The organism is Methanobrevibacter sp. (assembly GCF_017447225.1).
In the GTDB taxonomy this organism is placed as follows: domain Archaea; phylum Methanobacteriota; class Methanobacteria; order Methanobacteriales; family Methanobacteriaceae; genus Methanocatella.
In genome coordinates, this window is record NZ_JAFSNZ010000071.1 from 1 (window position 1) to 15,507 (window position 15,507).

Here is a 15,507-nt window from a genome sequence, read left to right on the forward strand (position 1 = left end):
AAAGTACTTAATAATTATATTAAGCCCATAATAAAAAAATTAAATCCAAAACACAATACTGAATGGGAAGTCCAAAAAATTAGTTAAAAATAGAATAAATTATATTTAAATAAATAAAATTAAATATGCAATTTACTATAATCAAATACCAACAAATCATCGATTAAGAAAGTTTATATTGATTTATATATTTGTAGTAGAATATATATAAAGATTGCCAAAAAAATATTAAACAATTAATAATAATTATAAATATTTATTATATATACATATAATTTTTTATAATAAAAATTAGCTATTGTTTAGTTTTTAGTATATTGAATTAGCGATTAATAATTCCACATATATCACATATAGTTTGCATATAATGAAACAATAAATCAAAATTATTAAAAGTAACTTGAAGTAATTTAACATGAAAATAAATTTTGAATTATGATAAGTATTTTATAAATAACCCACAAATATTATAACAATATATACGAGAGTGGGCTATTATGAATATTGGGAATTTAATCGGCAATACGCCAATGATAAAGATTAATTATGAATATGAAGGAAAACCTGGAAGCATTTATGCTAAACTTGAATATTACAACTATACTGGAAGCATAAAAGATAGAATTGCACTTTATATAATAGAAAAGGAAAGGGAAAACGGAAACTTAAAACCTGGACAGGCAATTGTTGAAGTTACAAGCGGAAACACAGGAATATCATTCAGCGCAATCGGTGCACTTTTCGACCATGAAGTACACATATTCATGCCAGATTGGGTATCCCTGGAGAGAAGAAACCTTATTGAAATGTACGGTGCACAGGTTCACCTTGTATCCAAAGAGGAAGGCGGATTTAAAAAAGCATTGGAACTTGCAGAAGAATTCGCCATAAAAAACAATGCATTCAGACCACTCCAATTTGACAATCCACTAAACGTTGACGCCCAATACAAAACCACCGGACAGGAAATAATAGATACCATACCTGATGTGAATGCTTTCGTTTCAGGAATCGGAACCGGCGGAACATTGATGGGTATAGGCAAAAAATTAAAAGAAAATGATCCGTCATCAAAGATATTTGCTCTGGAACCATCCACACTCTCAATTCTCAAAATGGGCATGGAAGAGGGATCACACATGATTGAAGGAATCGGTGATGACTTCATTCCGGGAATTGTCAATGAAGATATTATCGATGATATTGTACTGATTGATGACTGCGATGCAATCAACATGTCCAAAAGAATAGCCAAGGAATTTGGCCTGGGAATAGGAATTTCAAGCGGAGCAAACTTTTTGGCAAGTGTGCTTATGGACAGCGATGATTTAACGGTTGCAACAGTCTTTGCAGATGACAACAAAAAATACATTACAACAAAGCTATCAGAAATTCAGGATGAAAATCCTAAACTGATTTCAAACAACATTAGACTAATTGACTTTGAGGTGCTTTAAAATGAATTATGAAGAGATGAACTTCTGCCAGTCATGCGCAATGCCAATGGCTGAAGATGACTGTGGAACACAAAAGGATGGCTCCAAAAGTCCTGATTACTGCAAATACTGCTATCAGAATGGTGAGTTTACAAAGTACGTGACTATGGAAGAGATGATTGATTTTTGCGTTCCGAAAACCGCACAGGCAACAGGCATGAGTGAAGATGAAGCAAGAAAAATGTCAGAAGATATTTTCCCAAAACTTAAACGATGGATGAAATAAATCCATCATTTTTCAAGTCCACAATTCTGTAATAAACATTGGACTTGCATCATCAGCTTTTTCAAAACCGCAATTTTCATAGAATTCAATTTCATCATCATAAGCTACAATGACAATGCGCAAATAGTCCTTATAATGATTTTTCATTTTCATAACCAATTCTTTTCCAATGCCTTTTGACTGATATTCCGGCATTACAAGAAGATAATGAATATAAGCAGTCATTATCCCATCATCCATTGCACAAATCAGGCCAACCAATTTGTCCCCATCCCATGCGGAGAATACTGTTTCAAAGTTTTTCATTGCAATTACAAGTTTATCCGAAAAATAACCTGAGGACCATCCTACAGAACAGAAAAGTTCTTTTAAATCATTTCTTTTGAATTCATGAGTATCATCATATAAAATTTCACACATTTTTTCACCATCAAATAAATTGATTTATGATTAAGCTAATCACTTTAAATTTCATTAATGTTATAATAATTGATCTCATTTTGAATTTTATTGAACTTAATTCGAAAACAACTATTAATTTTAATTGTAATGTAGATATAAAAAAATAAAAAAGTAAAAAATAAACAAAACCGGAGTTCTGCCTATTTCATAGTAGCTACTGCACCGCCATGCAGGAACTGGTATACTAGACCTTCAGTTGACGGATATGAACAGTGCTTAATGTTATTTGAACTCAGATACTGAGCGACATTGCTGATATAAGGGTCGTTAATACTGAAGTTGTCATCCCAGGCTCTTTGAGCTGAATAACCTGTGAAGTCACCATAACGGTACGGACCCATTCCATCAGGATTTGTCCAGTTGATTGTATCCCAAACAGGCACACATACAACGTTTTTGGATTTCAGGACATTCTGAATATAACTTGAAGCAAGCTCTCTTATGGTTCCTGCGCAGAATCCGTTATAGATGTTTATGAGAACATAATTCGCTGGAGTATTGAAGTAATCCTTATAATGTGAGTTACTGTCAGTTTCACCTACCTTAACATTCCATCCAGCGGCAGTCAATGCCCTTGCAAGATCCCATTTTTTATCGTCTGATCCGCCATCGGCATCAATATAGACATTCTTGCCTGATATGCCATAAGGATTGTTGATATTTTTCAATGCATCCTGAGAAATAACAGTTACAGAATCCGCCAAATCAGCGTCATAGTCCCAGACGAAGGACATTACACGTGTAGAGATAAGCAGATAATCATTGAAGCTAAGCTTGCCCATTGGGGTGTCAACAGTGCTTGGAACCTTATTGTCTTTAGCTATTTGAGATGAAAGATTATTTGCAATGCTTACGAATTCATCTTTTTTAAGCAAACATGAATCAGTAGTAGCTGCACTTGTTGAATCTGGCCCTTTGACACCATCAATTATTTTAATGTCTGAATAATTTGAGGATCCTAATTGGGAAATTGCCTTGTTCATCAGATAGAAGAATTCGGGCATGGTAAATCCATAGAAAGGAGCCTTGATTGTAGCTGGGAATTTGCCGTTTTTCTCATAATATGCATTCAAGTCATTTGCAGCTTTAGCAATATCATAAACAGAAAGTGTAACTGGCTTGACAATTACCTTATTTGATATTGCAGAACCGTTGAACATAGAAGTTATGATGTATTCAGCCGGAAAGAGATTAATGTTGAGCTTTACCTGGCCGCTGGCATTGGTTGTCCTGTGATATAGCACTCCGTTAATATTGAACATCACATCCTGATTTGGATATAACTTACCCTGGCCATCAAGCAATGTAGCAACAAAAGGTTCGGAATGGCCGTAATATTTAACCAGGTCGTCTGCATACAATATAGGAAGAACCTTAATATTGTTTGACACAATGCTTCCGAGATACTGTGCGGAAATCACATAATCTCCCGGAGCTAAGTTAATGTTCAGTTTACATATGCCGCTTGAGTTAACAGTACGATCATAAAAGACTCCATTAATATTGAATGTTACATTTTCGCCGACTGCGGGCTTTCCGTCATTGCCGTAGACCTTCAAAGTATACTGGGTAGCGTTTTTAAAGTACTTTACAATATCCCTGTTTTCGCCGAATTTGGAAATGACCGTGATATTATTGGATTTCATCTCACCAGTAATTAAATTCAGTGCAGTGATAATATAATCTCCAGAGCCCAGATTAATATTTAATCTGGCCAAACCTTCATTGCCGTTGATTTGACGATTGTATAAAACGCCGTTGATATTGAATTGGATGGTAGTACCATTTGCAAGATAATTGCCTTTTCCGTCACGGAATGTGGCATAGTACTGAGTATCATTTTTTTCCATTTTAACAATGTCAGTTCCGTTTATCGTGTCCAAAACAGTTACTGTGGAATTGATTATATGAATCTTATATGATGAGGTGACGGGATATTCGCCGGGTCTTAGATTTAAAGCGATTGAAGCAACACCATTGGAATTGGTGATTCTATTGTAGTTAACACCATTGATTTTAATTGTTACGCTTTCATTGGAAATAGGATTGCTGTTGCTGTCCAAAAGAGTAACATTGAATCTTTCATTTCCGCCGAAATATTTGGTAATATCCGGAGCAGTTATTATTGCATCACCGGATTCATTATCATTTGCTGATAATAAGTCTTCATTTTCAGATAAATCAAGATTAATGTCTGAGTTGTCAGATGACAGAGTATCTGAATCGGACTGAATGAAATCATCACTAGCACAAACGCTAGAAATTGATAAAATTAAAAATAAAGAGCAAATCAATATAAATTGCTTTTTCATAATCTAAACACTCCATTTTTTGTATATTATAAAAATATATATTTAAAATAATATTAAAGATTATTGGTAATATTATAAGTCATAGTGTATGTTGTGCAATTTATAAAGACATACTGAACTGCTTGAAGGGAATGCGTAAATCATGTAGTCGAGCTCTTCCAATGTTATCTTTTTATTGATTATGAATGCGAACATGTTCGCCACATTTTCCGCATCTGCAGCATATATTTCAGCTCCTACAATCTGGAGATTCTTATCTACAATGACCTTGGCCTCAGCAGTGGTGTCATTTTTAAGCTCCAGTGAGTATGAGTTTCCGTATCTGATTGTATGGACATCATATTCATCTGATTCATCTGCAATGTATGCTGGAACACCGACTGTAGCTATTCTTGGAATTGTGTATGCAACTGCAGGAACCACAGGATAGGTTATCTCATCAGCCTCACCCAACAGCTCTTTAGCAAGATATTTTGAGTGATGTATTGCAACAGTCACCAGTTTGGCAACTCCTGTGTCTGCAACATCTCCTGAAGCGTAGATGTTTGGAATTTCTGTCTGGAGATGTCCGTTGACCTTTATTCCGCTTTTAGTATGAGTTAATCCAACATTTTCAAGACCGATATCGGCAACGTTGGCTTCCCTTCCCATAGCCGCCACAACATAGTCTCCGGTTAGTGACAATCCGCTTTCACAGATTACTGTAAATCCGTTTTCATAAGCTCTGTTGTCTGTTTTAGCTTCAGGGTCTCTTAGCAGTTCATCGCAGTTCTGTGCATTTTCAAAATTTAGAATCTTATCTTCTGGATCATCAATTTCAACATTGCTTATTACCTTTTTGACCTGCTGGTTGAAATGGAAGCGTATGTTTTTCTGCTTTAATATTTCAATGACTCTTTGGACATATGGCTGGTGGAAATACTTCAGTGCCATATCTCCTCTTATTATAACGTCAGCTTCACATCCCGCTTCGGCAAGTATTGATGCAAATTCCATTCCGACAAAACCTGCCCCAATGATTATGGCATGCTTTGGAAGCTCATCGATGTCCAGGTAATCGGTACTGTCATGGAGAAACTCCTTACCCTCAATATCAGGAATTACAGGCTTTAAACCTGTGCATATCACGATTTTATCTGTTGTGTATTTCTCATCGCCGACCTGAACAGTGTGTTCATCTATTATTACGCCTTTTCCATGGGCCACATCCAAATTGTATTCCTTGAATTTGCCGTCAAGGAATGGTGCCATGTTTGCAATGCGTTTTCTTTTGAATTCCATCAGTGCTGGCCAGTCCACTTCAAAGTTTCCTGCTTTTCCAACGCCTTCAAAGTTATCTGTCAAAGCCTTGATTTCATATGGTGCGTCAAGAAGTGCTTTGGAGTTGCAGCCCCTGTTTGCACATGTTCCGCCATACAGACTTTCCTCTACGATTAATATCTTAAGACCTTCCTTTCTTAAAAAGCGTGCTCCCTGCCAGGACGCATTTCCGCTTCCAATATAAATTATATCATAATCCATGAATTAACCTCTTTTTTGAAATTACTTCTATATTTGTCAAAAATTGTATAAATATATTTGAACAAAAAAGTCTACTATGAAAAATAATGATTATCTTCAAAAGGATTTAAAGGATAAGATTGACCGTGACAATACTTACCAGTCAACATTTAAGGTTTCACAAACATCCAAAATCGAATATCTGATAAATGAAGGTTCATATGATGAGGCGCTGCCATTAATAGATAAAATCATTGTTAATGAAGATAATTATAACAATTGGAATCTTAAGGGAATCATTCTGGAGAACTTATCAGAATATGAAAAGGCCGTTGAGTCTTTCAACAGAGCTTTAGCTTTAAATAAAGATAGTGAAGTATTATTGAATAAGATTAACTGCCTCTACAAATGGGCTAAGGTGTCTTATTTTCCGGATTTGAAATATGATTTGGCCTTAAGGTTGATTGATGATGCTCTTGAGATAATTCCCGAAAGCGAAGACCCTTCAGAATTTTATTTTTTAAAAGCGGAAGTTCTCGAATCAATGGGAGAGCGGATTGAGTCCAGAAAGAATTATTTTATTGCATACAAGGAATTCGATAAGCTGAACGAGTTTCAACGCCAGCTTGACTATCTTGAAAGCACCACAGATTTGTTGATTAACATTACCGGAAGCTATTATCATAACTACACTCCAAATCCTGGAGATATCGTTAAATTGGTCGGAGAGCCTGAAAACGAACATGACAGCGATGCTATTGCAGTTTATCTTGACAGCGATAAAATAGGTTATGTTGCAAACAGTGAATATACTCTTTTTGACAAGGTTAAAAGTGCATCTAAGATAAAACCTGAGATTGACGGTGATTGTAAAGCCGAAATACTTTTTGTTTACCTGGATGAATATGTTATAGCTAAAGTCATTTAAGGTAATGTTTATATTACATAAGTAATATAAATATTACTGGTGAAGTTTATGAACAAAAAAATCTTAATTTTTTCATGTTTGATTTTGATATTCTTTTCAATTTCAGCAGTATCGGCAAGTGAAGAATTGACAAATGAAACAAATGATGATAACCAATATGATATTGAAGAAAATATTAATTTAGAACCTCCAAAAGTATCCCTACAAACGGATAACCTGACAAAAATCTATAAAAACGACTCCCAATTCAATGTGAAGATAATACGGGAATATGATCCAAATCAATTTTTCATTGTGACACCAATAGTAGGAGGAATATCATACGTAACATTTGAAGTGAACGGTATTTTATATTATAGACAAATCGAAAACAACACATCTAAGCTCAACATTAATTTAAGCCCTGGAACTTATGTCATAACAACATACTACGGCATAATTAAAAAAACAAATACAATTACAGTTTTGCCATCAATAATAGAAAACAGTGATTTGACAAAATTCTATAAAAATGATTCACAATATAGTGTCAAAATCTTGAATAAGGAAGGAAAAACAGTTGGTGCTGGAGAAAATGTTACGTTTAATATTAATGGAGTTTTCTATACACGCCAAACCAATGATGAAGGAATAGCTAAATTAAATATTAACTTACAGCCTGGAAATTACGTCATAACTGCTGAATATGAGGGCTGCATGGTTTCAAATAAGATTATCGTTAGGCCTACACTAATGTATTATCCTCAAGTTTCATATGGAAGCGGAATAATAAGTGTTCGTGTACTTGACGGTAAAGGAGAAGGTTTAGCTAATGCACCAATTAGCATCAATATCAATGGAGTGATATATGAATTCAAAACAGGCGATAATGGGATCTTTGTAGCAGATGGACTTACAATTAGACTTCCACCAGAAGATTACCTTTATACTGTAAGTTATAATGGAGATTCTATTTCGGATATATGGCATCTTCATGGTTTTATGCTAAACCACAACACTACCTCATTGATTTTGAACAGAATTTAATTCGAAATTATTATTTTTTTGAAAAAATTTTTAACTAACAACCGTTAGTTTTATAAAATATAATTAAGATATTATAACTAACAAGTGTTAGTTTATGATATTATGACAGGTACTAAAGAAAAGATTTTCAACATATCAATAGATTTATTTTCCGAATATGGGTATGACGGTGTTTCAATACGCCAAATCGCAAAAGAAGTGGGAATAAAGGAAAGCTCCATATATAACCATTACAAAAGCAAGGAAGCTATTCTGGACAGCATTCTTGAATTCTACATTAATGAGATGACTAATGATGAAATACCATTGTCAAAGGCTGATGAAAACCTTGATGTGAACTTCGATTATTTTTATAATGCAGGATTGGAACTCTACATGTCAAAATTAAAAAATCCTCAAATGATGAAGATAACAAGACTCATTCTAATCGAATCATATCACAATGAAAAAATCAACGGATTTCTGAAAAAGGCAATGCTTGAAGGACCTGTTAAAGGCTGGACGGAACTTTTCAATTTGATGAAAACCAAAAAGTTAATAAAATCCGATTGTGATACAGTACAGCTTGCGGAATCATTCTATTTTTATGGTTTTTTCCTTATTTATCAGCATTTCATAGTAAATTATCCTGAAGATGATGAGGAATTTTTAAAGGAATTATCAGAAAAATCCAGAAGACAAATCAATCTAATCTACAATTCAGTTAAGGTGGTGTGAAAATGAACTATCTAATAATCAACGGATCTCCAAGAAAGAAAAATACCTGGGCGATAGCAGAGCAGGTCAAAAGCAATCTTAAAGGCGATTTTGAAGAGATACATTTATCCGAAGAGGATATTCCATTATGCAGGGGCTGTCAAAACTGCATAATGAACGGAGAGAAATACTGTCCACATTATAGCCAGATTAAAGACATCATAGAAAAGATCAGGAAATGTGACGGTATAATTATCGCTTCACCAGTCTATGCGATGAATGTGACAGCATTGTTGAAAAATTTAATAGACCATACCGCTTATCTATATCACAGACCCGAATTTTTCACAAAAAAGGCTCTGGTTGTCGTATCCACTGCAGGAGCCGGACACAAAAAGGTAGCAAATTACATTGATGAGACATTAAGGCACTGGGGAATTAATAAAGTCTATAAAATAGCTGTTCAATGCGGAGGCAAGGATTCTCTTGAAACAAAAGATATTGATAAAACCTCTTTAAAATTTAGAAAGGACGTTGAATCAAAGAAAATGCATTCACCTAAATTGTCAGACATCATATTTTTTGATGTATGGAAAGCAATGGCTCTTACAGATGATCCCATCAAAGCAGATAGACAATTCTGGTTTGAAACAGGTCTGGTGAATAATGACTTTTCGCCTGAAGTCAAATTAGGTTTTTTAAAAAGAATGTTTTCTAAAATAATGTTCAATATAATGAAAAGAGTAATTTAATATCCTTTCACTACATAAATAATATTATGTTCAGAAATATGAGAAGAAAAAAACAGGAACTGTCCGAAGATGAATGCATTGACATATTAACTAATCAGCCTAGAGGCGTCCTGGCGTTGATAGGTGATGATGACTATCCGTATACCGTGCCTATGAGCCATGTTTATGTGGACGGCAAAATATACTTCCACGGAGCAAAGGAAGGTCATAAAAACGATGCTGTAAAGAGAAATTCCAAAGTGTCATACTGCGTTGTCAATGACGGCGTTAAAAAAGAAAATCAATGGTGGTACACCTTCAAAAGCGTCATTGTATTTGGAAAAATCAAAACATTAACTGACGACAGCGAAAAGATAGATAAACTGACTCATCTGGGCGATAAATTCTTCCCGACACATGAAGAAACAGTCGATGAAATCAACAGATTATTAGACAGAACAGAAGTGTTCGAAATAACAATTGAACATATGAGCGGGAAAAAAGTAATAGAAAAATAAAATTTTCCCCTTATTTTCTAAATTTTAAACCAACCTTAAAAGCATCAGCTATTTTTTCACCAGTCCTATAATAAGAATGAGTTATATCATCATAAGCCAAAGGATCAAGCTTTAAAAAGTCTATTTTGTTATTGGTCATCACATCCTCATCAGATTGAACATTAACTATTTCACCTGTGATTTGAGTGTGGGATCCAACTTCTGCAATATGCATTACCCTGCATTCCACAGACACCTTGAACTCATTTATTATTGGTGCGTTAACCTTTTCACCCCTTTGATGGGTGAAACCGATTTTGGCGAGTTTGTCCTCTTTATAACCTGACTCTATTCCTAAATAATCCACTTCAGCCACATGTTCCACACTCGGATAAGCTAAACAGAACTCCTTTGAATGCAATATGCTTTTTAAGGTTTTTCTTTTCAGAGTTGAATTGATTGCTATCATTACTGCCGGCGGATGATGGGAACACATTGTCGCAAATGCCAATGTACATGCGTCGGCATTTCCGTCCTCATCATATGCGCTTGCAACGACAGCCGGTGCGGGATACATCATTGTATGGTTTTTAACATTAATCTTCATAGTGTAAATTATGTAAATTGCACTAAAATAACTTTTCCAAATTCAGATGCAGAGTAATGTCAGCCATGAAAAATGTATCATTGATTCTTTCAATGACATTATATTCCCTTTCAAGGCGATTCATCATCGTAATATAACAAAAATATTGTCTTGAAGACTTATCAACAAATTTTGGAAGTGAAAACATGTATGCACCTGAAATCGGATTTAGGATAAGATTGAATGAAGCTATTTTAATTTTTTTTAAAGCGAATCTATTGTCAACTTCAAAAAATTCATTCAAGGATTTTTCCAAAGTTTTTCTTAACTCTTTTTTCTCATCAAGCAATGACTTAATTGAGTTAAGGGAATTTTTGTAATCTTCGCACAGCAATTGGGGATCATATGCGGATACAAGTGACTCGTCAATGCGTATCATTTCCCGGATTGTTGAATCGATCTCTTTAATATCTACCATACTTCACCTCAGTTGCACAGCATATAACATGGATAGAGATTTCCAAATTCAAAATTCAAAAAACAAACTAATATATTATCTAATGGTGATGTATACATAGCAATAACTCCTTATTTTATTGAATATACTATGTATATTATTCTATTTAAGCTTAACTAAATTGTCCTCACTTATAAATATTGTTCTGACTTGTAAAAATTGTTTTGGGTGAAACATAGTATTTATAGTTTTCTAAGAAATCATTTACATATAAGTTAACTTGATTTTCTCATGAGGTCTTGTACGTCTATATCTGACGCGAGGATAACCTATGACAAACGTAGCATACATATGCTTATCCTTATCAATTTGCGGGAAAAATTCCATTAGCTTGTCATGATTGACCTCATCTGCCATTCCAATAAATAGTGAGTGAAAACCGCCCAAGCCTAATGTGTATGCTAAAAGCTCAATTCGAGTCATTGCAATAACGGCATCTGTTTTTGCCTCTGAAAACGCTAAAATCAACTGGTGGCCTTCCCATAATAAAGGATGTCTTTTAGGGTCTCGATTTTCATCTCTCAAATAATCCCCCAGCTGAGCGATTCTGAAAAACTCCCCCTCTTTTGCAGAAATTATTTCATAGATGTGGTCAATGAACTCATTTAATTTTTCATCGACAACAACAAACTCCACATCCTGAATATTCTGCCTATTAGGGCTGTAATATGCAGCCTCCATTAATTTGTCGAAAGTTTCACTGTCAATTTTTTTGCTTTTAAACCATCTGCAGGTTCTTCTCTGTTTTAAAAACTGTAGCATGTCATCATAGGAAACAGGAATCCGGCGCGGATTGTACTCTTCAACTCTGTCCATTTGATCCTGATATGCTTTGATGATGATTGCATTTTGTTTGCAGATTGTTGAGCATTGCCCGCAGTCAAAACAGTTGCTTTCAATATCAGTTGCTGTTCCATCAATAATTTCAATATTATCCCTTATACAGACTGATTTGCAGATTCCACAGCCACTGCATTTTTCAGCATCAATGATTAAATGTTTCATAATATTAATTTTGTATTTAATAATATAAAAAAAGTAGAAGTAAATTTAAGTTACTTCCGAAAAATTAGTTGTTTTCTTTGATTTCATTGAAGGCAGTTGTTGCTGCAACCGCACCTTCACCGCATGCCACTACCCATTGCTTCAATCCAATGCATACATCCCCAACTGCATAGACATATTCGACATTTGTCTTTTGGTCCTTATCGATTATGATGTGGCCTGATTCATCCAAATTGACACCTAATTGGGTAGCTATCTCCGTATGAGGAATATAACCGACACTGATGAAAACACCACTAATCGGCATTTCGGTCAAATCTCCGGTTTGAGTGTCTTTAAGCACAACTGACTCGACCAGCATATTGCCTTTTATCTCTTCTACAGTCGCATTATAGATGACATCAATGCCTTCCTGTTCAATCATGTTCTGGAGGTGCTTTTGGGCTCTGAATTCATCCCGTCTGTGGACTAATGTAACATTTGCCCCCAAGTTTTTAAGGTAAAGCGCTTCCTGAAGCGCACTGTTTCCACCTCCCACCATGATTATGTCTCTTCCCTGGAAGAAAAATCCGTCGCATGTAGCGCAGTAGCTGACGCCTTTTCCTGCGAATTTATCTTCGCCTGAAGCGTTCAGATGTCTGTGTGAGCTTCCGGTAGCTAGAATAATGGTCTTTGATTTGTATTCTGCCTTGTCGGTTTTGACAGTGAACTTATATTCACCTTCAGTTCTGATTACTTCAGTTACGTTTTCGTTTTCATGAAGTTCACAGTTTTTTATAGCCTGCTCTTTCATGGTTTCAACAAGCTTCAAGCCGGAAATACTTTCAAATCCAGGATAGTTCTCCATTTGCGGAACTTCACGGCCGATTCCGCCTGCCAGTCCCCTGTCCAGAATCAGGTTTTTTGTTCCCTGACGGCCTGCATATATTCCTGCAGTAAGACCTCCGGGACCTGCTCCGATAATTATAATGTCATATTCCATAGTTTACCTCAAAAAAGATTAAATTAATTCTTTGACAGCTCCTTTAACGTCTGCTAAGTCTTCAGTCGGCTCGAATCTTCTTACAACATTACCTTCACGGTCAACTAAAAACTTGGTGAAGTTCCATTTGATGTCATTGTTGTCTTTGTAATGTCTGTCAACTGCTTTTAATACCAGCTTGAGTTTTGTTGCACCTTTTCCGGTGATATCATTAAATGGCTGTTCGTTTTTAAGGTATTCGAATAATGGATCTGCATTTTCTCCGTTAACGTCAATCTTATCAAATATTGTGTATGGAACCAGCCATTTGTTGCGGCAGACTTCCTTGATTTCTGAGGTTTCTCCAGGTGCCTGATTACCAAACTGGTTGCATGGGAAATCCAATATTTCAAAACCCTGTTCGTTGAATTCAGCATAAATTTCATTCAATTCAGTGTATTGTGGTGTAAATCCGCATTTGGTTGCTGAATTTACAATCAACAATACTTTATCCTTGTATTCAGATAAGCTTACTGTGTTTCCTTCTCCGTCTTTTACTTCAAAATCATAAATTGACATATTTATCACCTATAGAATAATATGGACTTAACCAAGTTAAGGCTTGACTAAATATTTATAACAATTATCATATAAAGTTAACTATTGCAAATCGGCAGATTCCAAAGTCAAATGATAAAGCATTTCCTTTAAATCACAATATTTGTCATTGGAAAGTTCCTTTGCAATCTTGCGCTCCCAACCAAAAGTCAAAAGGTTGATTTTATCAAAAGCCTCTTCACCTTTTTCTGTTAATGAAATTACATTACGGCTCTTGTTGTTTTCATCCTTCTGCTTTTCAACAATCCCCTTATTTACAAGCTTTTTAATCATCTTGGCAACATTGGCTTCGCTTACATAAAGCCTTTCAGCCATCTGCCTTTGGGAACTAGGCCCATAATACTTAATGGAATAGATATAGGTCAGCTCACCATAAGTGATGTCCACATCTTCCAGATTGTTCTTCAAATAATTGTTGTAGCTCAATAGAATATACTCCATATACAGGTTAAGCGGAGTAAACATGATCCTGTCTTCCTTCCAGTTCTCATCAACCATTTTTTCACCATATAAATCATTTTTTCAAATAATTTTTAAAAAGTTCAGTTTGAAGCAGACTTTTTTTACTGACATCCTCCAATTTCAAAAAGAGCTTCCAGGGCATTGCCAAAGTCAGATATTCATCCGGAATGAAATGTCTTGTCTTGGACTTGCCTGCAAAGTCAATTGAACCTAAAATAGGCTTTGGATCATCACTTTCATCCTGCTCGAATACAAATGATCCTATGGACTGGCATGATGATGCCTGAGGAGTCAGCACATATGCATCCTTTGTCCTGAAAGAGGAGTTAATCTGAATAAGGGCAGTCATTTCCAATGGATTTAGTGTAAATATTACTGATTTAGGAATTTCACCATCTTCAAGATTTTCCAATGCCTTAAAAATCACATATTGGCCTTCGTCATATATCGGCCTGTTTTTGATGTTTGTTATGGCTGTGTCAAAGTCAGCGTAAATCCTTTCGCCTTCTATAAACATTTCACTTACTCTTGGCATTCTATCCAGTCTCTTCTGATAGCTTTCCTTATCCGGAGCGGATTCAAGTCCGCATGAAAGGAAAGTTGCCTGGAAATCCATATCTTCCTGTGTGGAGAATCCGTCTCCCCATCCGAATCCTGTTGCAATTCCGCCGCAGGTAATGTTTTCACGGCCGAAACATGTTGTGTTTCTTTTTGCAATGGTCTGTGCTACAAAGCTCATAACACATCCGCCACGGCCTGGTTTTGGTCCTTTTGCATCTGAAGGCTTTTCGTCTGATTTTAGAAGAACTATAGGTGCAAACTTCAATCCCAATTCATTTGAAATATAACTTTCCATTTTAACAACTCCTGTTTAATAATTTATAGATTTGAATTCATGAATTTCTTATCCAAAAATTTTCTAATATTTTTAAATCACCATTTAATTTGTTTCATTAATGAATACATTTCTTCATCAGAGATATCCAAATTACTATCATCATAAATATTAGTATAAAAATATTTATTGATTTGCCATATCCTTTTTTTATAGGTATTATGAGATAAATTATATGATTCTAATTTTTTTTGAGAAAAATCGTGAATTAAATCAATTTTTAAGGACAACAATTCATTAAATGATGTTAAAAGATCTATTGCAAAATCCAAATGACCAAATGCATTATCTTCACAATTATGATATACAATATAGAGAACATGATCTTTTATTTCCAAAAATTCAACATATTCATTGTATAATATTTCATCACTTTTTAAGTTAAATGATATTTTATCAAATTCATCATTCAATTGATAATAAAATTCAAAATTATCTTTAGATTCAGGAAAAATTAAATTTTTTATTTTGTTAATGATTATGTTAATTATTTCCATTATTTTCATTATGATGGTTGTATCGATTTTATTATTAACAAATTTCATGTTATCCCGCCTAAAAATTATAATCAACACAATTTTTAAAGAAA

18 protein-coding genes are annotated in these 15,507 nt (G+C 34.8%); 7 read left to right on the forward strand and 11 right to left on the reverse strand.

What is annotated here, in order from left to right:
* The first annotated feature begins 497 nt into the window (after positions 1–497).
* On the forward strand, positions 498–1,457 hold the full coding sequence (locus IJQ68_RS06715) for a PLP-dependent cysteine synthase family protein (RefSeq protein ID WP_292798496.1): 960 nt from the start codon (positions 498–500) through the stop codon (positions 1,455–1,457).
* Position 1,458: 1 nt separating this feature from the next.
* A complete protein-coding gene (locus IJQ68_RS06720) occupies positions 1,459–1,722 on the forward strand; it encodes a zinc ribbon domain-containing protein (protein WP_292798498.1) in 264 nt (87 codons plus the stop codon).
* Between the two features lie 12 nt (positions 1,723–1,734).
* Here IJQ68_RS06720 and IJQ68_RS06725 read toward each other — a convergent pair whose 3' ends face one another.
* From IJQ68_RS06725 to IJQ68_RS06735, 3 genes are all read right to left on the reverse strand, one after another.
* Positions 1,735–2,142: a GNAT family N-acetyltransferase gene (locus tag IJQ68_RS06725; RefSeq protein WP_292798500.1), complete on the reverse strand. Its 408-nt coding sequence runs from the start codon at positions 2,140–2,142 to the stop codon at positions 1,735–1,737.
* A 182-nt stretch (positions 2,143–2,324) separates the two neighbouring features.
* Positions 2,325–4,496: an Ig-like domain-containing protein gene (locus IJQ68_RS06730; protein WP_292798501.1), complete on the reverse strand. Its 2,172-nt coding sequence runs from the start codon at positions 4,494–4,496 to the stop codon at positions 2,325–2,327.
* A gap of 72 nt (positions 4,497–4,568) precedes the next feature.
* Complete coding sequence (locus IJQ68_RS06735) at positions 4,569–6,017, reverse strand: NAD(P)/FAD-dependent oxidoreductase (protein ID WP_292798502.1); 1,449 nt, start codon at positions 6,015–6,017, stop codon at positions 4,569–4,571.
* Between the two features lie 76 nt (positions 6,018–6,093).
* Here IJQ68_RS06735 and IJQ68_RS06740 point away from each other — a divergent pair, with 76 nt between their 5' ends.
* The 5 genes from IJQ68_RS06740 to IJQ68_RS06760 all read left to right on the forward strand — a co-directional run bounded on the left by IJQ68_RS06740 (position 6,094) and on the right by IJQ68_RS06760 (position 9,895).
* Complete coding sequence (locus IJQ68_RS06740) at positions 6,094–6,924, forward strand: tetratricopeptide repeat protein (protein ID WP_292798504.1); 831 nt, start codon at positions 6,094–6,096, stop codon at positions 6,922–6,924.
* A gap of 48 nt (positions 6,925–6,972) precedes the next feature.
* A complete protein-coding gene (locus IJQ68_RS06745) occupies positions 6,973–7,950 on the forward strand; it encodes a carboxypeptidase-like regulatory domain-containing protein (protein ID WP_292798506.1) in 978 nt (325 codons plus the stop codon).
* 102 nt (positions 7,951–8,052) lie between these two features.
* Positions 8,053–8,667 carry a TetR/AcrR family transcriptional regulator gene (locus IJQ68_RS06750; RefSeq protein WP_292798508.1) on the forward strand — a complete coding sequence of 205 codons (615 nt, stop codon included), beginning with the start codon at positions 8,053–8,055 and terminating at the stop codon, positions 8,665–8,667.
* 2 nt (positions 8,668–8,669) lie between these two features.
* On the forward strand, positions 8,670–9,398 hold the full coding sequence (locus IJQ68_RS06755; protein ID WP_292798510.1) for a flavodoxin family protein: 729 nt from the start codon (positions 8,670–8,672) through the stop codon (positions 9,396–9,398).
* A gap of 26 nt (positions 9,399–9,424) precedes the next feature.
* Positions 9,425–9,895 carry a pyridoxamine 5'-phosphate oxidase family protein gene (locus IJQ68_RS06760; RefSeq protein WP_292798512.1) on the forward strand — a complete coding sequence of 157 codons (471 nt, stop codon included), beginning with the start codon at positions 9,425–9,427 and terminating at the stop codon, positions 9,893–9,895.
* 10 nt (positions 9,896–9,905) lie between these two features.
* Here IJQ68_RS06760 and IJQ68_RS06765 read toward each other — a convergent pair whose 3' ends face one another.
* From IJQ68_RS06765 to IJQ68_RS06800, 8 genes are all read right to left on the reverse strand, one after another.
* Positions 9,906–10,481 carry a flavin reductase family protein gene (locus IJQ68_RS06765; protein ID WP_292798514.1) on the reverse strand — a complete coding sequence of 192 codons (576 nt, stop codon included), beginning with the start codon at positions 10,479–10,481 and terminating at the stop codon, positions 9,906–9,908.
* 22 nt (positions 10,482–10,503) lie between these two features.
* On the reverse strand, positions 10,504–10,938 hold the full coding sequence (locus tag IJQ68_RS06770; protein WP_292798516.1) for a hypothetical protein: 435 nt from the start codon (positions 10,936–10,938) through the stop codon (positions 10,504–10,506).
* Positions 10,939–11,181: 243 nt separating this feature from the next.
* On the reverse strand, positions 11,182–11,982 hold the full coding sequence (locus IJQ68_RS06775) for a nitroreductase family protein (RefSeq protein ID WP_292798518.1): 801 nt from the start codon (positions 11,980–11,982) through the stop codon (positions 11,182–11,184).
* A 64-nt stretch (positions 11,983–12,046) separates the two neighbouring features.
* A complete protein-coding gene (locus tag IJQ68_RS06780) occupies positions 12,047–12,964 on the reverse strand; it encodes an NAD(P)/FAD-dependent oxidoreductase (RefSeq protein WP_292798520.1) in 918 nt (305 codons plus the stop codon).
* 18 nt (positions 12,965–12,982) lie between these two features.
* Positions 12,983–13,522 (reverse strand): glutathione peroxidase, encoded by a 540-nt coding sequence (locus tag IJQ68_RS06785; protein WP_292798522.1) that lies wholly within the window; start codon positions 13,520–13,522, stop codon positions 12,983–12,985.
* An 81-nt stretch (positions 13,523–13,603) separates the two neighbouring features.
* On the reverse strand, positions 13,604–14,059 hold the full coding sequence (locus IJQ68_RS06790) for a MarR family winged helix-turn-helix transcriptional regulator (RefSeq protein WP_292798524.1): 456 nt from the start codon (positions 14,057–14,059) through the stop codon (positions 13,604–13,606).
* 16 nt (positions 14,060–14,075) lie between these two features.
* Positions 14,076–14,879, reverse strand: coding sequence for a DUF169 domain-containing protein (locus IJQ68_RS06795; RefSeq protein WP_292798526.1), 804 nt, complete (start codon positions 14,877–14,879; stop codon positions 14,076–14,078).
* 77 nt (positions 14,880–14,956) lie between these two features.
* A complete protein-coding gene (locus IJQ68_RS06800) occupies positions 14,957–15,463 on the reverse strand; it encodes a hypothetical protein (RefSeq protein ID WP_292798528.1) in 507 nt (168 codons plus the stop codon).
* Positions 15,464–15,507: the final 44 nt, after the last annotated feature.